The following is a 22,828-nucleotide window of genomic DNA, read 5'->3' on the forward strand; positions in this document are numbered from 1 at the left end:
ATAACTCGCGGCTTAATTATAACACTTCTTTTTATCTTTTCTTATATTTTATAAATATTTATTAAATATATTAAATATTTGCATTTAAGCAATAAAGGCAAGTAATAAAGGAATAGTAATGAATGATAGCGCTACTTGGGTGGTCAGGATAGCCCTCATGAGTTGATGATCTGCTCTAAACTGTTGAGCTAATGAATATGACATGGCTGCAGTTGGAACCGATGCAAAAATTACCGCAACAACTATTTCAGTTTGACTCAAATCATAGTAACTTGCTAAGAAATAGACAACAACTGGAAGAATAATTAATTTAAGAGAATTTGAAATTACTATGGGCACTACTTTTAATGTTAAGTCTCGCACTTTGATCTTTGCGCCAATAGTTAATAGCATTATTGGGAGTGCAGCTGAACCCAGAAGCTCGGTTGTATCAATAAGAACGCTCATTTTTTCTATGGGAAAAAGTGAAACCAATAATCCGGCAATCATTGCCAAAATGAATGGATTTTTAGCAATTTCTAAAAATACGTTCGATATAGCTTTCTTCGTGTCTTTTTCTTCAGTCTTGTTAAGAGCCAAGACCATTGTAGTTATGATGATTATGTTAATAGTAGGCACATAAATAAACATAAAAAGTGAGGCTATTTTTAGACCTTCTGAGCCGTAAAAACTTCCAGCTATTGCAAGCGCAATAAAGGCATTCTGTCTCATTGAGCCCTGGAGAATTGAGGTCCACACTTCGGGAGTATATCTAAGCAACTTTCCAAAAAAAAATGATGAACAGAACGTGACTACAAATCCAGCAAATACAATAGCTGAATAGATGAAAAGCATTTCTGAAGATAGACTAACCTGGGATATAAAGTGGAATAGAAGAGCCGGAATTAAAACCCAGTAGCAGAGCTTATCATTTACCTCCCAAAAAGAGAGGTCAGGAACCCCAATTCTTCTGAGAATATTTCCTAATATAATCAGAAGAAATACTGGTGAAATTAATAAAAATATTTGGAAAAAATTTGAAAGCACTGAATTTAGTCTAAATGATTCAATTATTTTGACTATTAATCCAAGCAATCGCTTTTTTTAATCGGGCTAAAGTTCTTTTCTTTCCCACAAATTGTGCGCTTTTATCAATACTTCCAGACTTTCCATCGCCACTAAGGGTGAGTCTAAAGGGCTGCCCAACCTTACCAAAACCGATATTCCTTTCATCGCAGATTGATTCAATTATAGAATGGATATTGTTAGCACTCCAATCATTTAGCTCACTGAGATGACTCAGTAAATCCTCTAAAAAATCTTTTGCGTTCAGTGAGAAAGTTTTATTGGCTTGAAGCTCGTCAAAATCATCAAAGTCTTTATAAAACATAACGCAGCTTCTAGATAAATCCAATAAAGATTGAGACCTTTCTCGTAAAAAATCAACGAGCTCATCAATTTTAGGTCCATCATCTAAGTTTACTTCTAGGCGCTCAAGATGCCAATTCAAGTGTTTAATTAGATCACTTGGAGCGCATGTTTTAATATAATTTTGGTTTATCCATTCGAGCTTCTCTTGATTAAAGCTTGCAGGAGAGCTATTAATATTTTTAAGCTCAAAAAGCTCAATCATCTCGTCAATTGAAAAGATCTCCTGATCCCCATGCGACCATCCAAGCCGAACAAGATAATTCAAAAGTGCGTCAGGCAAAAATCCTTCATCTCTATAAGACAAAAGATTAAGTGCGCCATGCCTTTTTGATAAGCGTGATCCGTCTGAACCTAGAATCATTGGAACGTGAGCAAATTTAGGCACACTCCATCCTAGAGCCTCATACAGGTTGATTTGTTTCGGAGTATTGTTAATGTGGTCATCACCCCTTATGACGCATTCTATTTGCATATCATGGTCATCAACAACGACAGTTAGATTGTAGGTTGGCGTTCCATCTGACCTTGATATAATTAAATCATCCAGTTCTGAATTGGCAATAATAACCTCACCTTTGACGAAATCATTAAAAATAACGGATCCATCATCAGGGTTACGAAATCGAACGACCCCATTTTCTAGAGACTTTTCTCGACAACAGCCATCATATTTAGGTTTCTCTTTGTTTTCAATTTGAGTCTCTCTCATTGAATCCAGACGCTCTTTTGAGCAGTCACAGTAATAAGCCTGGCCACTTGAAAGCAGCTCTTGAATAACTTCATTGTATCTTCCAAATCGATCACTTTGATATATAGGTCCCTCGTCATAGTCCAGACCAAGCCATTCCAGTCCATCCAGAATAGCCTCAACAGAAGCCTGAGTTGAACGCTCTCTATCAGTATCTTCAATTCTTAGAACGAAATTACTCTTATTTTTTTTTGCCCATAGCCAAGCAAACAATGCCGTTCGAGCACCGCCAATATGTAAAAAACCAGTTGGGGAAGGAGCAAATCTTGATTTCATCTATTACTTTAAGTAGAAAAATTGAAAATTTATTTTGAAAGCTTGATTTAAATAATAGTTATTTAAAGTTCAATTAAATCACTCTCAATTTTACACTGTTATAATGTTGAACCAACACTCAAATATGCATGCAAATTAATGGAATTCACTCAGCAAAACGCGAATACAAATACCATTATTTCGATTGAGGAATCCTCTGTATCACTATCGCACACTAAATTAAATAGGCCTTGTTTTGTCTCCGCCACTACGTCTAATGAATTATCAAACATCAAGATCACAGAAATTGGAAAAGAGTTTTTATTTCCTCTGATTACGAAGGACTCAGTAGACTTATTAATAATAGGTACCGGCGCATCCCCAAAATTTCTCTCGCCCAAACAACAAATCGAGCTTTCAAGTATTGGTCTTGGCGTTGAGTGCATGAACAATACCTCAGCATGCTCTAGCTTCAATTTACTTCTTGGGGACTTAAGGAAAGTTGGATTACTGTTGATATGATTTCATTTTTATTAAAAAAGCTCATACTTTTTTATAAATTTTTTAAGATCGACACGCCACTTTTAATCCTTCTAATTTTGCTTTCATCGCTCGGCCTGTTAATTTTATACAGCAGCTCAGGTGGATCACTCAATCTAGTTTACCGGCAAATGATTCATCTTGGATTGGCGACCTCAGTCATGCTCATAATAGCCCAAATCCCGCCCATCATTATGCTCCGAGTCTCGCCTATACTTATGATTCTTGGAGTCGTTCTATTAATCCTAGTCCTATTTTTTGGGAGCTCTGGCGGTGGCGCCCAAAGATGGTTAGATTTGGGTTTGGTAAGATTTCAGCCATCCGAATTAATGAAAATTATAGTACCCATGACAATTGCGGCTATCCTTAGTGAGAAAACGCTTCCTCCAAGAGCGTTTCCGGTAATCATTTCACTCGTAACGATAGGCACTGTCGTTCTTCTTATAGCGAGACAACCTGACCTCGGCACCTCATTGTTAATTGGCGCTTCAGGAGTCTATGTTTTATTCTTTTCTGGATTTAGGGTGATGCTTGTAAAAAATATTTGGCTTAATCTTATTATTTTGATAAGCACCCTTGCTGGCTTACTCTATTTTGCGTGGAACTATTTGTTGATTGCTTATCAAAAAAGACGCATTCTGACTCTGTTTAACCCAGAGTCTGATCCACTTGGATCTGGCTACCATATCATTCAATCAAAAATTGCTATCGGATCTGGAGGGTTTACTGGAAAGGGAATCGTTAGAGGGTCTCAGTCGCAACTTGATTTTGTGCCAGAGCAGTCAACTGACTTCATTTTCTCAGTTTTAGCTGAAGAGCTAGGATTCATGGGATTCATATTACTTGTTATCATTTATGCGCTCATTATTTATAGATGCATGAGCCTATCGCTTCGATGTGAAGACAATTTTTCTAGACTTCTAGGGGCAAGCCTCACCTTTGTGTTTTTTACCTACATTTTTGTAAATATAGGCATGGTGTCGGGTTTATTGCCTGTAGTCGGGGTTCCCTTACCTTTGATAAGCTACGGCGGCTCATCCTTAATAACCCTGATGGCTAGTTTTGGAATTATTATGTCGATTCACAAGCACAAAAGTCCAAGATATTTACAGTAACTCGTTATAATCAATCTGTAATTAGAATTTACAAAATTTATTGCCCTTTTATCATTACAAACATTCTGGATAAATAATATTTCATGAAAAAAAATATTCTTACTCTTTTTAATACATTTTTCTTAGTCCTTTTGTGCTCAAGTGTCAGCGCTGATGAGCCTCGATTCTATATTCCTGAATCTCCTCCAATTGCTGCAAAAGCCTACATCCTGATGGACCATAACTCGGGCAAAGTTCTGGCTGCTGAAAATGAAAATGAGAGAAGGTCTCCTGCCAGTTTGACAAAGATAATGACCTCTTATGTTGTTTTTAAGCGCCTTCAAGAGGACTTTATCTCTCTGGATGATGAGGTGAAAATAAGCGAAAAGGCTTGGAAAACTGGAGGCTCTAGAAGTTTTATTGAGGTTGGTAAAATGATCAAGCTTGAGGACTTATTAAAAGGCATGATCATTCAATCAGGGAACGATGCCTCTGTAGCCTTGGCTGAACATGTAGCCGGCTCAGAAGGAACATTCGTTCTGTTCATGAATGACTATGCCCAAGAAATTGGGATGACGAATACGCGCTTTGAAAATTCCTCAGGACTACCCCACAAAGACCAATACACAACTGCCAAAGATATGGCTCTACTCTCATCTGCCATCATTAAAGATTTCCCTAAGTTTTATGAGTGGTATGGCCAAAAAGAATTCACCTATAACAACATTAAGCAAATCAATCGAAACAAACTGCTATTTACCGATAGCACTGTTGACGGTCTAAAAACAGGATGGACAGAGAAAGCAGGGTACTGCCTTGCTACGAGTGCAAATCGTGTTGGCATGAGACTAGTATCCATTGTGCTAGGTTCTGCGAGCCCAGCGATAAGAACTGCTGAAACAGAAAAGCTGCTTGACTATGGTTTCCGCTTCTTTGAAACCCAATCTGTCAATGACATCTCTCATCAAGTTCCAGTATTCAAATCAAAGAAAGGTAATTTGAAAGTTGGAGTGGCTGACTCTAGCTACCTTACCCTTCCAAGAAATCAATTTAAATATACCACTCAAACTATAGAGTTGTCTGGTGACTTAATCGCTCCGATCAGTAGTGGTGATCAGGTAGGTACTCTCGCAATAAGTTTTAATGATGAGAATATTGCAACGCTTCCATTAATAGCTCTTGAAAATGCCGAGGAGGCAGGATTTGTATCTAAAATGATAGATACAGTCAAACTCATGTTTAGATAATTTTGGTTTATTTAAACGGAAACTTTATAGAAAAAAACAAAGCTTATATATCAGTGATGGACCGGGGGTTTCTCTTTGGGGACGGTATATACGAAGTCTTTCCAGCTTATGACAGAATGATTATTGGACTAGACTCTCACCTTAATCGTTTGCAAGATGGCCTTGATGCAATCAACATCAAGAATCCTCACAGCAAAGATGAATGGAAAAATCTAATAGATAAGATCATCTCATTTGATTCGATTAATAAAAACCAAGCAGTCTATTTGCAAATTTCAAGAGGAAGTGATGAGAACAGAAAGCACACGTATGAAGAATTAAAACCTACAGTCTATATACAATCAAGTGCCATTAAACAAAGAGATAAAAGCTCACTCCTTAATGGCATGTCCGCCATTACAAGAGAAGATATCAGGTGGCTTAAGAGCGACACTAAGGCTACATCACTCTTGGCGAACACGCTTTATGCACAGGAGGCAAAAAATAACGACGCTGAAGAGACCATTCTTTATAGAAATGGCATCATTACTGAGGCCTCTACTTCAAATGTATTTATCGCCAAAAATAACTGTATTTATACTCATCCAAAGGGACCAATTATTCTTCCAGGTATCACCAGAGAGAAAACCATTCTTTGTGCAAAAGCTAATCATATGAGTGTTGAAGAAACTCCATTTACAACGAGACAACTGATGGAAGCTGATGAAGTTTGGATTACTAGCTCAACAAGAGAAATCATCCCAATCACGACTATTGACGGCATTCAAATTTCTAATGGATGCGCGGGTCCAATATGGTCAACGCTTTATGATGAATATCAATCCCTAAAGTCATAAAAAATCATATTGAAACATTTAATATTAAATAATTAGAATATTCATTTCAAGTAAAATCTCGGTTAGTGTCGAGGGTAAACCGGCAATAAATGGTTATGAACCCCGCCAGGCCTGGAAGGGAGCAACGGTAATAATTTTTTTATGTGTTGGATTCTATTCTCGGCACTACCTTTTTTAATAATTTGATCACTGATGAGTCAACACTACGAAGTTTTAGCAAGGAAATACAGGCCTCATAATTTTCAAGAGCTAGTAGGTCAAACTCATACCATCAGAACTCTCGTTAATGCTCTAGACAATAATAATCTTCATCACGGTTTTTTGTTTACAGGAACCCGAGGTGTTGGCAAAACCACAATTGCTAGGATTTTTGCTAAATCAGTAAACTGCGAAGAAGGAGTTAGCTCCACCCCATGCGGCAAATGTACAACCTGTCTTGAGATTGACAAAGGCCAATCTGTTGACCTCATAGAGCTAGATGCAGCGTCGAACACTGGCGTCGATCACATGAGAGAGATTCTGGAAAATGCCCAGTACACTCCAACTAAGAATTTATATAAAATTTACCTCATTGATGAGGTGCATATGCTCTCAAAAAGTAGCTTTAATGCCCTTTTAAAGACACTTGAAGAGCCCCCTGCTCACATCAAATTTTTACTTGCAACGACAGACCCTAAAAAGCTACCAATCACGGTCCTCTCCAGATGTCTTCAGTTCAACCTGAATAAACTTTCACACGAAGAAATTCTCAACCATCTCAAGTTTATTATGGATGAAGAAAAACTTAATTTTGATGAGAGCGCTTTATCTAAGATTGCTGAGTTCGGTAATGGATCCATGAGAGACGCACTAAGCCTTCTCGATCAATCTATCTCCTATGGGAACGGTTGCGTTAAAGAGGAAGACTTAAAAGAGATGTTGGGGCTAGTCAACCATAATGAAATCGTCAAACTCGCTAAGCTGATTAATAACAGGGATGCTGAAAAAATTCTATCATTCGTTAAGGATTTAGCTCACAAGGGTGAGAACTTGGCAAATGCATTAAGAGACTTGACATCGATTTTTCATCAAATTTCCATAGCTCAAGTTATCCAAGATAACAATCAAATGAGTTCTGAAATCGCTGACCTTGCAAACAGTTTCTCAGCTCAAGATTTACAGCTTTATTATCAAATTGCAATCAACGGTCAGAAAGATATGAACCTGTCACCAAGTGAACAAATTGGCCTGGAAATGACGCTACTAAGGATGATTGCTTTTCATCCAGATTATGATGATAGAGAAAAAAAAAATCTAAAGCCCACTCCAAATAAAAAATCAAAAGTTATTGACACAGCTGCTCCAAAAGAATCTCCAGAGTCTTCATCGAATCTAAGAGAGCCAAATGAAGAGATAAATAAACTTGATATTAAAAATCAAAAAGAGTGGGAAGATATTATTAAAACTTTTGATTTCAATGGTGCTGGAAAAATGCTAGTAAAAAATACTGTATTCAAATCTCTTGAAAATCAAACTCTAGTATTGACACTAAGCTCAGATTTTCTTAATCTTCTTACGCCCAAAACAGAAGACTCAATTAGAAATGGGCTCCATAAACAATACCCTGCAGTCGAATTAATTTTTGAGCCGGGTGAGACTAATGGTGATTCGCTTTCACAAAAGGAGTCTGTCGAGAGAGAGCAAAAGCGCAAAGAAACAGAAAGTCAGTTTTTAAGTGATGATGGTCTCAAAGAGTTACAAGAAGTATTTAATTCGAAAGTGGATCTCAAATCTATCAAATCAATCAAGGAGTCAGACAATGTTTAAAGGCGGTATGGCAGGAATGATGCAAAAAGCCAAGCAAATGCAGGAAGATATGGAGGCTGTTCAAAGAGAGATCAAACTACTAAGCTGTGAGGGTGATGCAGCATCAGGTGCAGTAAAAGTTGAGATGAACGGAGACTACATGGTCACCAATATCTTTATAGCAGAATCATTGACTTCAGACAAAGAGATGTTGGAAGATTTAATAATAATGGCTGTCAATGATGCATCTTCAAAAGTCAATAAAATTTCTAAGGATAAGATGAAAAATGTGACTGGTGGACTCAATCTACCATTCTAATTAACTATTTATAAATAAAGATGATTGAGAAATTAAATAAAGCTTTTAGCAAACTACCTGGAGTTGGCTCTAAAACCGCTCAAAGGTTTATCTATCATCTCCTTGAGAGAGACAGATTAGGCGGGTTAGAACTTTCAAAAGCACTCAAAGAGGCAATGGAGAACGTCAAAAATTGTGAAAAATGCCGTACATTGACCGAAAAAAATGTTTGTGAAATTTGCTCTAATGAATCTCGAGAGAACACACAGCTCTGCGTCGTCGAAACGCCATCTGATATCCACGTGATTGAACAAAGTGGAGTATATAAGGGGAAGTACTTCGTTTTAAGCGGTTATCTCTCTCCAATAGACGGAATTGGCGCAAAGGAGCTAGGCCTTGACGAACTTGAAGTATTGCTAACTAACGAGGAGGTAAAAGAACTCATCTTGGCAACCAATGCAACCATAGAGGGTGAAGTGACCGCTCACTACATACATAATTTAGCAAAAAAATGCCAAATTAAAACGACAAGAATCGCGCACGGAATTCCTTTAGGTGGTGAGCTAGAATATACTGATATTAATACAATTGCACACGCTCTATCTGGGCGAAAAGATTACAACTAGTCAACCTTTAAAGGCTTATTCAAGTCAACTCACTTATTGTATAATATGTCAGTTTTATCCGACACCTTGCCTTCATGGAAAAAACATATAACCCAGAAATTATCGAACAAAAGTATCGTGAATTGTGGGAGAAAGGCGACCTCTTCTCTTCAAATGCTAATTCATCCAGTAAGGATGCTTTTAGTATTGTTTTGCCTCCGCCTAACGTAACCGGTAGCCTGCACATGGGTCACGCCTTTCAGCATACGATTATGGACGTTTATACGCGATACAATAGAAGCAAAGGAAATCAAACTCTTTGGCAACCTGGGACTGATCATGCAGGAATAGCCACTCAAATGGTTGTAGAACGTCAACTCAGCATGAAGAATATCTCTAGACACGACCTAGGAAGAGATAAATTTACTGAAAAGGTCTGGGATTGGAAATCACAGTCTGGAGGCACAATCACCTCTCAGATGAGACGTCTTGGAGCATCTGTTGACTGGGATAGAGAACGCTTTACGATGGATGAACCTCTCTCTGAGGCAGTAAGAAAAGTCTTTGTTCAGCTTTACAATGAAGGACTCATTTATAGGGGAAAAAGACTGGTCAACTGGGATCCTGTCCTGTTAACTGCAGTCTCTGATCTAGAGGTCATTAGTAAGGAAGAAAGTGGATATTTATGGCATATCAAATACCAGGTCTCTGACTCTGAAGAGACATTAGTAGTAGCAACGACAAGACCTGAAACAATGCTTGGAGACTCTGCAGTGGCCGTGCACCCAGATGATAAGCGATATCAGAACCTGGTTGGTCAATCAATCGACCTGCCACTGTCAAAGAGAAAAATTCCAATTATTGCTGATGATTATGTTGATATGGAATTTGGGACTGGCTGCGTGAAAATAACCCCTGCCCATGACTTTAATGACTATGAAATTGGACAACGGCACAACTTAGAAATTATCAATGTTCTGACAGATGATGCCAAAATAAATTCAAATGCCCCTCAGAAGTATCAAAATTTAGATCGCTTTGAAGCAAGGAAAACAATTGTTGCAGATTTAGAGAAGCAAAACTTAATTGAAAAAATTGATCCACACACACTCATGGTGCCTCGCGGTGACAGGACAAACAGCATTATTGAACCTTATATGACAGACCAGTGGTTCGTTAAAGTTAAGCCCCTGGCTGAGCCTGCTATTGAAGCAGTCAAAAATGGAAGCATTCGATTTGTTCCTGAAAACTGGGAAAAGACCTACTTTAATTGGATGGAGAACATAGAAGATTGGTGCATTTCTCGTCAAATTTGGTGGGGCCATAGAATTCCAGCTTGGTATGACAAAGATGGTAAATATTATGTCGCAGATACCCTTGAAGAGGCTCAAATTCAAGCCGGAAAAGGTGTTGAGTTAAATCAGGATGACGACGTTCTAGACACATGGTTTTCTTCAGCCTTATGGCCTTTTTCAACCCTTGGATGGCCTGAAGAGACACCCGAACTATCACGTTTTTATCCAACAAGTGTTCTTGTAACTGGCTTCGATATCATATTTTTCTGGGTTGCTCGAATGATTATGTTTGGGCTTAAATTCGCTGGAGACGTTCCATTTAGAGATATATACATAACCGGACTCATCAAGGATGGTAACGGCCAAAAAATGAGCAAATCCAAAGGCAATGTTCTTGATCCTATTGATCTTATTGATGGAATCGGTCTTGAAGACCTTCTAGACAAAAGAACCCAAGGCATGATGCAGCCAAAGTTAGCTGAAAAAATAAAAAAACAAACCCAAAAGGAGTTCCCTAATGGAATTCCATCATTTGGAACAGATGCCATTAGGTTTACCTTTACCGCTCTAGCTTCATTCGGTCGTGATATTAAATTCGACCTCAAGCGAGTGGAAGGATACAGAAACTTCTGTAATAAACTATGGAATGCTTCTCGCTTTGTATTAATGAACCTTGAGTCAAAAAACATTAACAATGATGCAAAGTTTTCAAGCCAGGATAAGTGGATTCTCTCAAGATTACAACAGGTAAAGATTGAAGTTCAAAAACACCTCTCAGACTATCGTTTAGACCTTATGAGTCAAACCTTATATGAATTTGTATGGCATGACTATTGCGACTGGTATCTTGAACTCTCTAAACCCCTTCTCGATAACCCTCAAACTAAAGAGGGTTGCCAATTGACTTTGATTAAGGTTTTAACTGAAACGCTTGTTTTGCTGCATCCAATAATTCCATTTATCACTGAAGAGATATTTGAACAGTCTCAAAAAATACTATCAAATTCCCAAGATAAATTGATTTCTCAACCTTTTCCAGAAGCTCAAGATGAGCTACTTGATAACAATGCTGAAGCAGAGATAGCCTGGCTCAAGGACTTTATTCTTGGCATCAGGAAAATTAGGGGTGAGATGAATATATCTCCTGGCAAGCCTCTGCCATGCTTCTTAAAAAATTTTAGCTCCCAGGATAAGGCATATATCGATAACAACAATTCAATCCTAACGACAATTGCTAAGCTAGACTCAATTAGCTTACTATCAGCAGAAGATGAAGAAGATGAGTCTGCAATAGCTCTAGTCGGAGATATGAAAATACTTATTCCATTAGCCGGCCTAATCGACAAGCGAGCAGAACAAGAAAGGCTTGATAAAGAGATCGAAAAACTAGTTAAACTAAAATCACAATTTTCAGCTAAATTAAGCAACGAAAAATTTGTTAAGGGGGCTCCTGAAGCAATTGTAATGAATGAAAAAGAGAAGCTTGCTTCAACTGAAAGCGCTTTGAAGGATCTCGAAGCGCAACTCGAGAAAATTTCTAATCTATAGGATCATCACTGTAATTCATTGAAAAAACACATAAAACGTACATTAAATATCTAAGACAAAGTCACAATAGGCTAACTTAAAAAATTAATATGAATAAAATCAAGATTCTTACAATTGCACTGATTATTCTAGCTTTTAAAGTTAGTGCGGAATCTTATGTCTACATTACTGATCAACTTGACCTTCCAATCCGATCTGATAAAGAGTTTGGTAACAATATAATTCGTCTGCTTCCATCTGGAACTGAGCTCTCTTTATTACAGAGCACTGAGGATGGATGGGCTCAAGTTCAGTTTGATGACACAATAGGATGGATTAAATCATTCTACTTATCTCCAGATCCTTCTGCTCGAGAGAAATTAAAAAAGTTGACAAGATCAAACAATGCTAACAAACTTTTAATAACTAAACTAAATACTGAAAAGGAAGATCTTGAAAAACAGTTGTCTTCACTAAAACAAGAAAACACAAATCTAGTGGTTCAAAGCTCAAAATCACAAGCAGAGAAAGAGCATATTGAGCAAATATATCAAGATGCTCTCAAATTAGAGCACGAAAATGAAAAACTCATTCAGGAAAAACTTCAATTAAAGGCAGAGCTTCAGCTCGCTGAAAACAACACTCAAATTCAAAAAGATACCAGCTCAAGAAATTGGTTTATAGTCGGAGCAATAGTGCTTTTCTTTGGAATGATGATTGGGTTTATTGTTCCTGGTCTTCTCAATAGAAAGCGGTTTTAAGAATAGGAGAACTTTATGAAAGAATTAAAAAAAGCACTAACCTTTGATGACATTTTGTTGGTTCCTGCTCACTCTGAAGTTCTTCCAAAAGAAGTAAGTTTAACCTCTAAACTTACCAATAAAATTACCCTAAATACACCTATTATTTCTGCAGCGATGGATACAGTGACCGAGGGCAAGCTAGCGATTGCTATTGCCCAGGAAGGTGGTATGGGAGTTATCCACAAGAATATGTCTATTGAGTCTCAAGCGAAGGAGGTTCGAAAAGTAAAACGATTTGAGTCAGGCATTATTAGAGACCCTATTAGTATTGATCCTTCAGCTACTATAAAAGACGTTTTTGATCTTCAAGCTCAGCACGGAATATCAGCAATGCCAGTTGTTTCAAATGACACTCTGGTTGGCCTCATAACGAGTCGAGATGTCCTGTTCGAAACTCGCCTTGACGAGATTGTTGAGAATGTGATGACCCCTCAAAAATCACTCATTACTGTTAAAGAAGGTGAGTCAATGGATACGGTTAGAAAACTTCTTAGAAAGCATCGTATTGAGCGTGTTTTAGTTACTGATAATCAATTTAAGCTTGGCGGAATGATAACAGTCAGTGATATCAAGAAGACTAGTGACTTTCCCAAGGCAGCGAAAGATGACCAAGAGAGATTAATCGTAGCCGCAGCAGTTGGAGTTGGCAAAGGCTCTAGTAAAAGAATAAGTGCTTTGGTTGATGCTGGAGTCGATGTTGTCGTCATAGATACGGCTCACGGTCACTCTCAAGGAGTTATTGATCGTGTTGTCAAAACTAAAAAAGATTTTCCAAACCTAGAGATAATTGCAGGCAATATTGCAACAGCAAAGGCCGCCCAAGATCTTGCTAAAGCAGGAGCAGACTGCGTAAAAGTTGGGATTGGCCCTGGAAGTATATGTACAACTCGAATCGTTGCTGGAGTAGGTGTACCACAAATCAGTGCAATTTCTGATATTGCTGATGCTTTAAAAAAGACAAATGTTACGGTCATTGCAGACGGTGGAATACGTTACTCTGGTGATGCTGCAAAGGCTTTTGCAGCTGGAGCTCACTGCGTGATGCTAGGGTCCATGCTTGCTGGAACTGAAGAGTCACCGGGTGAAGTCGAACTTTACCAAGGAAGATCATATAAGGCCTACCGAGGTATGGGCTCAATTGGTGCAATGGGTCAGGCGCATGGATCATCTGATCGTTATTTTCAGGCAGAACTTGCCGCTGAAAAACTAGTCCCAGAAGGAATTGAGGGTAGAGTCCCTTATAAAGGCTCTATAAGACCAATCATTCACCAAATGGTTGGTGGAATTAGATCATCAATGGGTTACACTGGCTGCAAAAATCTTGATGCCATGAGAACCAAAGTTGAATTTGTACAAGTCACTTCAGCAGGAATGACTGAGTCTCATGTGCATGATGTATCCATTACTAAAGAAGCCCCAAACTATCACCAATAGAAACAAAAATCAAAGAAAACGATCGATTGAAAATAATCTACTATTAGATAAATTTTGATTATTTGTTATCAAATCACACATTAATTTAGCTGAAGTTGCTGCATGAGTCAAACCATAATGACCATGACCACAATTATAAAACACTCTATTTAATTTTTGAGATCTTGAAATTACTGGCAATGAATCTGGCATTGAAGGTCGACTTCCCATCCAAAAATTTGCCCCCTCTATATTTAGTCCAGGAAATAATTCTTGACTAATTCGACTAATAGAGTCGAAATAAGCTTGATTTGCTGGACGCCTAGGATTAGCATATTCAGCCCATCCACCAATCCTAAGGCCACTTCTCAAACTTGTTGCTACGATTCCCCGATCAGCAAAAACAATTGGAATGTCTATTTTAATATTTGGAGAAGGAATAGTTAGGTTGTATCCCCTTTCTGATGTCATTGGTAAAAAATCACCCAAAGATTTAGCAAATGAAATTGAATCAATACCAGCAGCTATAATTACTGCATCATATTTAAAACTTCCATTTTCAGCATCAATTAAAACGGAATTTAAGCTTTCACTAATTCTCTTAACTTGATTTTTATAAAAAACAACTCCACTCTTTTGAGCTTCATTCGAAAGATTTTTTACTATGTCAAATGGCTCAGTTACTTTCCCCCATTCATGAGATAAGAAGGCGTGCTTGAATTTATTATTAATAGTTGGTGTAATTTTAGCGATTGATTCTTCATTTAATGATTCACTAGAAAAACCTCTTTTGGCTCTCTCATTCCAACCTTTCTTACTTGAATTAAAACTTTTTTTTGTATCATATATAAATGCACATCCTCCATAATCAACCATCTCACCCAGACCATATGATTCTAATAGCGTTTTAGTATCATTTAGAGAATTTTTACCAAGAAAACTTATGGCATCTGTTGCTTTTTGAAAACGACTTCCATGAGATGTTAGTAAAAATCTGCAAAACCATGGAATTTGAGACCAAAAATCACTTAATGGAACTTTTAAAGGAGCATCAGAATCAAATAACATTTTTAACGCCTTAAAGTGTATACCTGGAACGCTAAGAGGAAAAATATCTGAAGCACCAATATGACCTGCATTTGCCTTGGATGCTCCACCTTCACCAGGATTTGAAGGGTCATAAATGCTTACATGATAGCCTTTTTGATTCAAAGTACAGGCACTTGAAACACCGACAATACCAGCCCCAATTACTGCCACTGAAGACCCCAAAGGAATATTTGATGTCAGCATTATTAAAACTAACTTAGCAAGTCAAACGCATCACCCCAGCAATCTGCAACTTTATAACCCAAAGGGAAAGGATCACTTGGATCCACTCCAATTTGATGAACTCCATGAATCCAGCCTCGACCAGAAACTCTTGGAATAATTCCAGATTTACCAGCAATAGTTTTTTTCTCAAGTATTTCTACTTTGAACTCACTATCTATTATTGACCTAGCTAGGAAGCTCTGGCCAACTTTAGCCTCACCTCTAGCCTCCATTACAGCTAGACGCGCAGAGTTACCAGTCCCACAGGGGGAGCGATCAATTCGACCAGGTGGGAGAATTGTTGCTCCTTTCATAACTCCATCACTATCATGTCCAACAAACATTGTGTAAGAAATGCCTTTTAAGTCTTCAAGCTCAGGATGTCTTATATTTAACTGGCTATTGACCGCCCTATGAATACTGTTTCCTATATCAACAAGCTGACGGGCATTTTCTGGCAGAATTTTCAAACCAAACTGAATGGGGTCAATTAAGGCATAAAAAATACCTCCAAAGGCTATGTCAACTTTAACCTCTCCAAGACCTTCAACTTCAATAATTGTATCTAGCTGTTCGGCATATGATGGAGTCATATCCAATGTGACACGTTCACATTTTCCATTTTTACAACTAGCAACAGCACGAACCAGTCCTGCTGGAGTATCTAATGTTACAATCGTTTCAGGCTCTAACATTTCAATCTTTCCAGTTTCTAGCAAAACAGTAACTAAACAAATACTATTTGAACCAGACATTGCGTGTGCTTTATCACCTTGTAGAATTAAAAAACCTATATCAGCTTCTTGATGAGTAGGCTCAAAAATTAAATTTGTTGACATTTGTGCATATCCACGGGGCTCAAATACTAAAAAACGACGCAAACTATCATCTTCTTCATTGATATAATTCATTTTTTCCAGCATCGTTTGACCTGGAATATCAATTACCCCACTAGTAACTATTCGACCCACCTCTCCTTCTGCATGAGCCTCTACCATCGTTATAGTTTTTTTCCAACGCATTAGCTATAGACTCTTAATAAAAGTAATTTCATTGCTTAATCGGCCATGTGTCTGAAAGGCGATATCCTTCAGGCCAAGGATCCTCAGGATCAAGCATAAGCTGATGAGTTCCAGTAATCCAGGCCCTACCACGAATTGAGGGAATAATAGCTATCTTTTTACCCACCATTGTCTCTTCAACTATACTGCAATCAAAGCGAGAATCAGTGATTGAGCGGCCAATCATGCGGTCACCTTTTTTCAATTCTCCTTTTGCATGAAGAACTGACATACGAGCAGAGCAGCCAGTTCCACAAGGTGAGCGATCTAATTTACCTGGGTCTATTACAACACTATTACGACTAACTTTCACGCCTTCTTCTTCAAATAATGGAAGTGCAAGCTCGCAGAATGAAATATGTCTCCAATCAGAATTAGTCGGGTGATTAAAGTCAAGCTGTAGATTAGCAGCAGCAGTTATTTTTGAACCCATTTCAGCTATATCTTTAGCCTCATCAGGCTTAATTTCAAAGCCAAGTTCAGCAGCATCAACAATAACAAAGCTATCTCCTCCATAGGCAGTGTCAACCTTAAGGGAGCCCAAGCCTTCAACTTCAATATGAACATCTAGCTGGTCAGCAAAAGAGGCTACATTGTGAACTTCTATGCTTTTTGCTTTACCATTTTCACAATACGCTTTAACTGGAACAAGGCCGCCAGGAGCCTCGAGTACAAATTCAGTAATTGGCTCCTTCATCTCAATCATTCCAGTATCAAGCAAAACAGTTGAAACGCAAATGGAATTTGATCCAGACATAGGAGGGGTATGTTCAGGCTCCATAACAATAAAACCTTGATGAGCCTTTGGATTATGGGCTGGCACTAGAAGATTTACATGTTTAAATACGCCTCCCCTGGGCTCATTTAAAACAAATTGACGCAATTTTTGATCCTGATTAATCCATAGTGCTTTATCCCAAAGTGTATCACCCTTGGGTGGCGCTACTCCTCCAACAATCACATTGCCTACTTCACCTTCAGCATGGCAGGAAACCACATGAATTAATTTACTACTTCTCATGAAATATCTTCACTAATGTCGATCCACAGGGTTTTGGTTTCAGTATATTGATCATGAGCCATAAGGGAGTTATCACGGCCACCAAACCCTGATAGCTTGTACCCACCAAAAGGAGTTGATATATCACCCTCTCCATAACAATTTACAGAAACAGTGCCCGCTTGAAGTGCTCTGCCATATTTATGAGCCTTAGTAACACTGGAAGTGAATAATGAAGCTTGAAGTCCATAAGAAGTATCATTTGCAAGCTTAATAGCTTCTTCATCACTTTCTACAACCATCATAGCGAATACTGGGCCAAAAATCTCTTCCTTGGCAATGACCATATCTGAATTTACTCCTGAAAAAAGAGTTGGTTCAATAAATAGACCATCGCCTGATGCAATCGAATTACCACCAACAATAACTTCAGCACCCTGCTCTTTAGCAGTCTCAATATAACCTAAAATCTTATCATACTGCTCACGTGAGATAATTGCACCAAGCTGATTTTTTGGATCCAATGGGTCACCAGTATGCCAGTCTGTCATTTTTTCTTTTACTTTTGAAAGCATTTTATCTTTTAAATTTTTATGAACAATTAATCTAGAATTAGCAGTGCAATTCTGACCCATATTCCAAAGTGCAGCAAATACTACATGCTCTGCAACACCATCAATATTAGTAGCATCTGAAAGCACTACTGCAGGGTTTTTCCCTCCACATTCAAGAATGATTTTTTTCAAATTACTTTGCCCAGAAAACTCTAGGAATAGCCTTCCAACCTCAGTTGAACCAGTAAAAGAAATCGCATCAATATCTTGGTGCCGTCCCATCGGTTCTCCCACATCTGGACCCTCACCTGGAAGAACATTTAAAACTCCTGGGGGAATTCCTGCTTCACTAGCTAGCTCAGCAACACGAAGAGCTGTCATTGAAGTCTGTTCGGCTGGTTTAACTATAACACTGTTCCCTCCAGCTAATGCAGGGGCAATTTTCCAAGCCAGCATCATTAGAGGAAAATTCCAAGGCAGCACACAGCCCACAACACCCAAAGGCTCACGGGTAATTAGACCAACAGCATCAGCATTTGCTGGAGAAACTTGATCATAAAGCTTATCTATAGCCTCAGCATGCCACTTTATAGTAATAATTGTTTCTGGAAGATCAGTTAATACACACTCACTAATTGGCTTTCCACTTTCTAAACTTTCCAGAACTGCAAGTTCTAATTGATTTTTCTCAATAAGGTCTGCTAACTTCAGCAATAGCTCCTTACGCTCACTAGGATGTTTAGTGGACCACTCACCTGAATTAAAAGCATCTCTGGAAACCTCTACAGCATAATTAACATCGTTATAATCACAGGCAGCTACTTTGGCTAAAACTTTCCCATCTGCAGGATTAATAGTTTCCATAATGTTTCCAGCCTTGGTTTTTTGATACTTACCATTTATAAAAGGATCAATTGGAAATTTGATTTTTGCAGCAATATCTGCATATTCATTTTTACTAAGAAGATCTGACATTTATATTCTCCTGTTAATTTAAAATTGAATGAAGTGAGGAACGAGTCTTATCTATAACACCGATCATCTCCTTTCTTAGTGAATCGTCAATAGGAAGCAATGGTGGCCTAACTTTTCCAGCTGGTCGGCCTTGTTGCTCGCAACCTAATTTAACACATTGCAGGAATTTACCACCTTGCTCTAAAGCCTCCATGAGAGGCATAAAAGCACTCATAAGAGCTCTTCCTTTCTCAAAATCAGACTGTTTTCCAAGTATATCCATTAATTGAACACACTCTGAAGGGAAAAAATTAGCTGTAGCACATACCCAAGATTTTGCCCCCCAAGCAGCAAACTCAAGAACTTGTTCTTCGCCACCAACAGCTAACTCAATTGAAGGATAGTTATTCGATAATAGCGGTAGCCTAGAGTAGTCACCACTTGACTCTTTTATTGCTGCAACCAGAGGATTTTTCGATACTATTGATAGAAAATCCTCACCCATCTCAACTCCAGTTCTTCCTGGGTAGTTATAAAGCATTATTGGTAAACCTGTTTTATTAGCTATCTCAAGTACATGACTTGCTAACTCTTCTTCTGACGGCAATGAATAAGGGGGAGCAGCTACTAAAAGCGATTTAGCCCCTGCATCAACTGCAGCTGATGAGATTTCTAGACATTCGTCAACTCTAATATCGTTTACTCCCGCCATAAATTCGACTTGGTTATTGATTCGATCTGCTGCAAATTTAAATTGCTGAATACGCTCTTCTTTAGAAAGAGCATAAAATTCTCCAGTTGAGCCTCCAACAATAATCCCAGTAACACCATTCTCAATTTGCCAATCAATGACCTCTGCATACATATCCCAATCAATTTCACCACTATCATTAAAAGGGGTAATAATAGGCGTATATATTCCTTCAAATCTCATTTCTATTCTCCAATTAGAAAACTTTTAAAATGAAAATAATATACTAATTTAAACTTTTGACAGAACTTTGTAATCAATTTAAGCTATGAAAATCTTAGAAGGTTATTTAATAAATATGTCAAAAATTGAACTTACATTTTTTGGTTAAAAGTGATAAGATGTTGCCAACATTGAACTAGGTTATTTTAAATATTCAGTGTTTTGTTTAAATTTAAAAAGGAGAAATAAATGAAAATGTTTTCTAAAACATTAGTGTCGCTTACTGCTGCAGCAGTTATGCTTACAGGAGCGACAACTGCATATGCAGATAAGTTAGATGATGTAATTGATGCAGGTGTATTAAGATGTGGAGTAGTTCTTGACTTTCCACCTATTGGATATCGAGATGCAAATAATGAGCCAGCAGGTTTTGATGTTGAGTACTGTAAAGACCTTGCAGCAGCCCTAGAAGTTGATTATGAAATTATTGCTGTGACTTGGGCTGAGCGCCTCCCATTAATCGTTACTAATCGTGGTGATGTTGTTTTTGGAGGTACTTCTGATACTCTATCTCGTGCCAAGACAGTTGGCTTTACCATACCTTATGCAATTTATTATGCTCAGGCAGTTGTAGGGGCAAATAGTGGAATTGTTACTGTTGAAGATATGTATGACAAAAAAGTTGCTGCAGCTGTTGGAACTGTCCCTGAACAGGAATGGCTTAAAATTGCTGAAGAATTAGGAATTGAAGGTAACTATCAAGGCTATCAGTCTGAGAATGAAGTGTTCTTAGCAGTAGCTCAAGGTAAAGCTGATGCAGGTATAACAACTAATACAACAGTTCTTCCAATTACTCAGCAGTTTGATACGGTTATCGCTGGTCCACGTATGCCATGGGGCACTGACTATACTTCTGTAGTTGGCCCACGTATGGATGTTACTTGGCTAAACTACCTTAATCTTTTTGTAACGCAACAAGTTCGTTCTGGGCGTTATCAAGAGCTTTGGGGTAAGTTTGTTGGTGGCGAAGCACCTGAATTACGCATTCCTGGTGTTTACTACTAATAGATAATTTCAATATGGCCGGCTTGCCGGCCATTTTTTTTTAAAATCAATTATGGATTACAACTTCCATTGGAGACCAGTATTTAAATCTCTGCCTGATTTATTAGAATCAGCATTAGTAACATTAGAGGTTGCAATCCTCTCAATGATATTAGGAATATTATTTGGTCTAGGCCTCTCTTTAATTAGAATTAAAATGACGGGTCCTTTAAAGTGGTTTGCTGTCTCATGGATTGAGCTTGCTCGAAACACACCAGCACTATTACAATTATTTTTCTTTGGATTTGGACTCGGTGCATTTGGAATTCACTTTAGCCCCTTTCTAATAGTATTATTGGGCTTAACCTTTAATAACTCCGGCTACTTAGCTGAAAATTTTAGAGGTGGATTTAATTCTATTCCAGATACGCAAATTCGAGCCTCACTAAGCCTTGGAATGAATAATTTTCAAACTTACACAAGAATTATAATTCCTCAAGTTCTTAGAGTTGTATATCACCCAATGACTAACCAAATGGTTTGGGCTGTTTTGATGTCTTCTTTAGGAATGCTAGTTGGCTTTCGTGAACTCTCAGGTGAAACACAATTTTTTGCATCTAAAACATACCGTATTTTTGAGTATTTTGCTGCAACTGCAATTATTTACTACGTGATAGTAAAGATTATTCTTGGTCTTTCAAGATTATTAGCTTCACGTCTTTTTAAGTATTAGGAGAGTCTTCATGGAATCAGCTTCTACATACTTTTCAGGATTTAATATTAATGATTTATTGTATCTTGGTGAAGCTGCTTTAAGAACTCTATGGATCTCATTCTGGGCTATCAGTATTGGATCTTTTATTGGAATTTTTCTAGGATTGGCGTTAAGTGTTTCAAGGTTTATAGCATATACACTGGGTGCAATTTTAGATGTTTTCCGGTCCGTTCCACTAATTATTCAGTTAGTATTATTTTTTAACTTTGCGCCTATTATTGGTCTAAGGCTTAACCCATTTGAAGCTGGCTTAATTGTTCTTATTATCTATACTTCAGCTTATGTTGCCAATGTTGCAAGAGGAGGAATTGAAGCTGTTGGAATTCCTATGAGAAGAGCTGCAAGAAGCTTAGGTATGACTTATTGGCAAGATTTACGTTATGTTGTATGGCCAATTGGACTCCGTGCTGTATTTCCTGCTTGGGTGGGCGTTGCTTTAGGAGTTCTAAAAGATAGTGCATTAGTTTCAATACTTGGATATATAGAGCTTTTAAAAGCTTCTCAAATACTTATGACGCGAACTCAAGAGGCAATCCTAATATTATCAATTGCTGGTGCATTCTATTTTGCTTTATCTTATCCAATTTCTTATTATGCAACTCGACTTGAAAAAAGGTGGTCTGAATGATTAAAATTACGAATCTTCATAAACAATATGGTGAACTTGAAGTATTAAAGGGAATTGACCTTGACGTGCCAAAAGGAGAAGTGCTAAGTGTTATAGGATCTTCTGGCTCAGGAAAATCAACATTACTATATTGTATTAATGGCCTAGAGCCAATCCAAAAAGGTCAAATTATTGTAGATGATATTGATGTTCATGCTAGTGATACAAATCTTAACTCGGTTCGCCAAAACATGGGAATGGTTTTTCAACAGTGGAATAGTTTTCCGCATTTAACAGTTCTTGAAAACGTAGCACTTGCACCAAAAATTGTTAGTAAACTTTCAAAGAAAGAAGCACTAGAAGTTGCAGAAAAACAGCTGCTTCATGTTGGACTTGGAGATAAGCTAACTCAATATCCATCTGCACTTTCAGGTGGTCAGCAACAACGTCTTGCTATTGCTCGTGCTTTAGCAATGGAGCCAAAATGCATGTTGTTTGATGAAGCTACATCTGCTCTGGATCCAGAGCTTGTAGGAGAAGTTCTAGATACAATTAGACTTCTTGCTGATGAGGGCATGACTATGATTTGTGTTACCCATGAGATGGGATTTGCTAGAGAAGTCTCTGATAGAGTGGCTTTTTTTCATGAGGGCAAAATTGAAGAAATCAACCAACCAGAAGAAATATTTGGCTCAGCTAAATCTAAGTATTTACAAAAATTTCTATCAAAAGTTAAAACCTAGGACTATT

21 protein-coding genes and 1 other RNA gene are annotated in these 22,828 nt (G+C 37.9%); 15 read left to right on the top strand and 7 right to left on the bottom strand.

Annotated features, from left to right (window positions below):
• Positions 1–84 precede the first annotated feature (84 nt).
• Together ACMAZA_RS05505 and gltX are read right to left on the bottom strand one after the other, a co-directional pair.
• Complete coding sequence (locus ACMAZA_RS05505; protein ID WP_435187710.1) at positions 85–1,026, bottom strand: AEC family transporter; 942 nt, start codon at positions 1,024–1,026, stop codon at positions 85–87.
• A 19-nt stretch (positions 1,027–1,045) separates the two neighbouring features.
• Complete coding sequence (gene gltX, locus ACMAZA_RS05510) at positions 1,046–2,434, bottom strand: glutamate--tRNA ligase (protein ID WP_435187712.1); 1,389 nt, start codon at positions 2,432–2,434, stop codon at positions 1,046–1,048.
• Between the two features lie 138 nt (positions 2,435–2,572).
• On the opposite strand from gltX, the gene ACMAZA_RS05515 reads away from it, so the two are divergent.
• The 11 genes from ACMAZA_RS05515 to guaB all read left to right on the top strand — a co-directional run bounded on the left by ACMAZA_RS05515 (position 2,573) and on the right by guaB (position 13,877).
• On the top strand, positions 2,573–2,935 hold the full coding sequence (locus ACMAZA_RS05515; protein ID WP_435187714.1) for an MTH938/NDUFAF3 family protein: 363 nt from the start codon (positions 2,573–2,575) through the stop codon (positions 2,933–2,935).
• On the top strand, positions 2,932–4,068 hold the full coding sequence (gene rodA, locus ACMAZA_RS05520; protein ID WP_435187716.1) for a rod shape-determining protein RodA: 1,137 nt from the start codon (positions 2,932–2,934) through the stop codon (positions 4,066–4,068). The genes ACMAZA_RS05515 and rodA overlap by 4 nt, the downstream gene beginning before the upstream one ends.
• A gap of 83 nt (positions 4,069–4,151) precedes the next feature.
• Complete coding sequence (locus ACMAZA_RS05525; protein WP_435187718.1) at positions 4,152–5,294, top strand: D-alanyl-D-alanine carboxypeptidase family protein; 1,143 nt, start codon at positions 4,152–4,154, stop codon at positions 5,292–5,294.
• A 56-nt stretch (positions 5,295–5,350) separates the two neighbouring features.
• A complete protein-coding gene (locus ACMAZA_RS05530; protein ID WP_435190476.1) occupies positions 5,351–6,130 on the top strand; it encodes an aminotransferase class IV in 780 nt (259 codons plus the stop codon).
• A gap of 69 nt (positions 6,131–6,199) precedes the next feature.
• Positions 6,200–6,295: signal recognition particle sRNA small type (ffs, locus tag ACMAZA_RS05535), an RNA gene on the top strand.
• 27 nt (positions 6,296–6,322) lie between these two features.
• Positions 6,323–7,936: a DNA polymerase III subunit gamma/tau gene (gene dnaX / locus ACMAZA_RS05540; RefSeq protein ID WP_435187720.1), complete on the top strand. Its 1,614-nt coding sequence runs from the start codon at positions 6,323–6,325 to the stop codon at positions 7,934–7,936.
• The gene (locus ACMAZA_RS05545) at positions 7,929–8,234 is read left to right on the top strand and encodes a YbaB/EbfC family nucleoid-associated protein (protein WP_435187722.1); all 306 of its coding nucleotides are present in this window, start codon (positions 7,929–7,931) and stop codon (positions 8,232–8,234) included. Before dnaX ends, ACMAZA_RS05545 begins: the two co-directional genes overlap by 8 nt.
• Positions 8,235–8,254: 20 nt before the next feature.
• Positions 8,255–8,839 carry a recombination mediator RecR gene (gene recR, locus ACMAZA_RS05550; RefSeq protein ID WP_435187724.1) on the top strand — a complete coding sequence of 195 codons (585 nt, stop codon included), beginning with the start codon at positions 8,255–8,257 and terminating at the stop codon, positions 8,837–8,839.
• A 74-nt stretch (positions 8,840–8,913) separates the two neighbouring features.
• Complete coding sequence (locus ACMAZA_RS05555) at positions 8,914–11,661, top strand: valine--tRNA ligase (protein WP_435187726.1); 2,748 nt, start codon at positions 8,914–8,916, stop codon at positions 11,659–11,661.
• Between the two features lie 89 nt (positions 11,662–11,750).
• Positions 11,751–12,401 (top strand): TIGR04211 family SH3 domain-containing protein, encoded by a 651-nt coding sequence (locus tag ACMAZA_RS05560; protein WP_435187728.1) that lies wholly within the window; start codon positions 11,751–11,753, stop codon positions 12,399–12,401.
• Between the two features lie 15 nt (positions 12,402–12,416).
• Positions 12,417–13,877: an IMP dehydrogenase gene (guaB, locus tag ACMAZA_RS05565; protein ID WP_435187730.1), complete on the top strand. Its 1,461-nt coding sequence runs from the start codon at positions 12,417–12,419 to the stop codon at positions 13,875–13,877.
• A gap of 9 nt (positions 13,878–13,886) precedes the next feature.
• Here the strand turns inward: guaB and ACMAZA_RS05570 are convergent, their stop codons facing one another.
• From ACMAZA_RS05570 to ACMAZA_RS05590, 5 genes are read right to left on the bottom strand one after another with little or no spacing between them, the layout of a single operon-like run.
• On the bottom strand, positions 13,887–15,149 hold the full coding sequence (locus ACMAZA_RS05570; RefSeq protein ID WP_435187731.1) for an NAD(P)/FAD-dependent oxidoreductase: 1,263 nt from the start codon (positions 15,147–15,149) through the stop codon (positions 13,887–13,889).
• Between the two features lie 8 nt (positions 15,150–15,157).
• Positions 15,158–16,192, bottom strand: coding sequence for a proline racemase family protein (locus tag ACMAZA_RS05575; protein ID WP_435187732.1), 1,035 nt, complete (start codon positions 16,190–16,192; stop codon positions 15,158–15,160).
• Positions 16,193–16,220: 28 nt separating this feature from the next.
• The gene (locus ACMAZA_RS05580) at positions 16,221–17,252 is read right to left on the bottom strand and encodes a trans-3-hydroxy-L-proline dehydratase (protein WP_435187734.1); all 1,032 of its coding nucleotides are present in this window, start codon (positions 17,250–17,252) and stop codon (positions 16,221–16,223) included.
• Positions 17,249–18,760: an aldehyde dehydrogenase gene (locus ACMAZA_RS05585; protein WP_435187736.1), complete on the bottom strand. Its 1,512-nt coding sequence runs from the start codon at positions 18,758–18,760 to the stop codon at positions 17,249–17,251. The genes ACMAZA_RS05580 and ACMAZA_RS05585 overlap by 4 nt, the downstream gene beginning before the upstream one ends.
• A gap of 13 nt (positions 18,761–18,773) precedes the next feature.
• Complete coding sequence (locus tag ACMAZA_RS05590) at positions 18,774–19,673, bottom strand: dihydrodipicolinate synthase family protein (RefSeq protein WP_435187738.1); 900 nt, start codon at positions 19,671–19,673, stop codon at positions 18,774–18,776.
• 228 nt (positions 19,674–19,901) lie between these two features.
• Between ACMAZA_RS05590 and ACMAZA_RS05595 the strand changes: the two genes are divergently transcribed.
• From ACMAZA_RS05595 to ACMAZA_RS05610, 4 genes are read left to right on the top strand one after another with little or no spacing between them, the layout of a single operon-like run.
• Positions 19,902–20,717: a transporter substrate-binding domain-containing protein gene (locus ACMAZA_RS05595; protein WP_435187740.1), complete on the top strand. Its 816-nt coding sequence runs from the start codon at positions 19,902–19,904 to the stop codon at positions 20,715–20,717.
• Between the two features lie 52 nt (positions 20,718–20,769).
• On the top strand, positions 20,770–21,429 hold the full coding sequence (locus ACMAZA_RS05600; RefSeq protein WP_435187741.1) for an amino acid ABC transporter permease: 660 nt from the start codon (positions 20,770–20,772) through the stop codon (positions 21,427–21,429).
• A 10-nt stretch (positions 21,430–21,439) separates the two neighbouring features.
• The gene (locus ACMAZA_RS05605; protein WP_435187743.1) at positions 21,440–22,099 is read left to right on the top strand and encodes an amino acid ABC transporter permease; all 660 of its coding nucleotides are present in this window, start codon (positions 21,440–21,442) and stop codon (positions 22,097–22,099) included.
• Positions 22,096–22,821 carry an amino acid ABC transporter ATP-binding protein gene (locus ACMAZA_RS05610; protein WP_435187745.1) on the top strand — a complete coding sequence of 242 codons (726 nt, stop codon included), beginning with the start codon at positions 22,096–22,098 and terminating at the stop codon, positions 22,819–22,821. The genes ACMAZA_RS05605 and ACMAZA_RS05610 overlap by 4 nt, the downstream gene beginning before the upstream one ends.
• Positions 22,822–22,828: the final 7 nt, after the last annotated feature.

Source organism: Pseudothioglobus sp. nBUS_23 (assembly GCF_051201565.1).
GTDB lineage: Bacteria > Pseudomonadota > Gammaproteobacteria > PS1 > Pseudothioglobaceae > Pseudothioglobus.

Coding starts and splice junctions, on each gene's coding strand:
- ACMAZA_RS05570 (WP_435187731.1), bottom strand. CDS start 15,149: ATGCTGACATCAAATATTCCTTTGGGGTCTTCAGTGGCAGTAATTGGG.
- ACMAZA_RS05560 (WP_435187728.1), top strand. CDS start 11,751: ATGAATAAAATCAAGATTCTTACAATTGCACTGATTATTCTAGCTTTT.
- ACMAZA_RS05590 (WP_435187738.1), bottom strand. CDS start 19,673: ATGAGATTTGAAGGAATATATACGCCTATTATTACCCCTTTTAATGAT.
- gltX (WP_435187712.1), bottom strand. CDS start 2,434: ATGAAATCAAGATTTGCTCCTTCCCCAACTGGTTTTTTACATATTGGC.
- ACMAZA_RS05600 (WP_435187741.1), top strand. CDS start 20,770: ATGGATTACAACTTCCATTGGAGACCAGTATTTAAATCTCTGCCTGAT.
- ACMAZA_RS05575 (WP_435187732.1), bottom strand. CDS start 16,192: ATGCGTTGGAAAAAAACTATAACGATGGTAGAGGCTCATGCAGAAGGA.
- ACMAZA_RS05515 (WP_435187714.1), top strand. CDS start 2,573: ATGGAATTCACTCAGCAAAACGCGAATACAAATACCATTATTTCGATT.
- ACMAZA_RS05585 (WP_435187736.1), bottom strand. CDS start 18,760: ATGTCAGATCTTCTTAGTAAAAATGAATATGCAGATATTGCTGCAAAA.
- guaB (WP_435187730.1), top strand. CDS start 12,417: ATGAAAGAATTAAAAAAAGCACTAACCTTTGATGACATTTTGTTGGTT.
- ACMAZA_RS05545 (WP_435187722.1), top strand. CDS start 7,929: ATGTTTAAAGGCGGTATGGCAGGAATGATGCAAAAAGCCAAGCAAATG.
- ACMAZA_RS05595 (WP_435187740.1), top strand. CDS start 19,902: ATGAAAATGTTTTCTAAAACATTAGTGTCGCTTACTGCTGCAGCAGTT.
- recR (WP_435187724.1), top strand. CDS start 8,255: ATGATTGAGAAATTAAATAAAGCTTTTAGCAAACTACCTGGAGTTGGC.
- dnaX (WP_435187720.1), top strand. CDS start 6,323: ATGAGTCAACACTACGAAGTTTTAGCAAGGAAATACAGGCCTCATAAT.
- ACMAZA_RS05530 (WP_435190476.1), top strand. CDS start 5,351: ATGGACCGGGGGTTTCTCTTTGGGGACGGTATATACGAAGTCTTTCCA.
- ACMAZA_RS05605 (WP_435187743.1), top strand. CDS start 21,440: ATGGAATCAGCTTCTACATACTTTTCAGGATTTAATATTAATGATTTA.
- ACMAZA_RS05555 (WP_435187726.1), top strand. CDS start 8,914: ATGGAAAAAACATATAACCCAGAAATTATCGAACAAAAGTATCGTGAA.
- ACMAZA_RS05525 (WP_435187718.1), top strand. CDS start 4,152: ATGAAAAAAAATATTCTTACTCTTTTTAATACATTTTTCTTAGTCCTT.
- rodA (WP_435187716.1), top strand. CDS start 2,932: ATGATTTCATTTTTATTAAAAAAGCTCATACTTTTTTATAAATTTTTT.
- ACMAZA_RS05580 (WP_435187734.1), bottom strand. CDS start 17,252: ATGAGAAGTAGTAAATTAATTCATGTGGTTTCCTGCCATGCTGAAGGT.
- ACMAZA_RS05610 (WP_435187745.1), top strand. CDS start 22,096: ATGATTAAAATTACGAATCTTCATAAACAATATGGTGAACTTGAAGTA.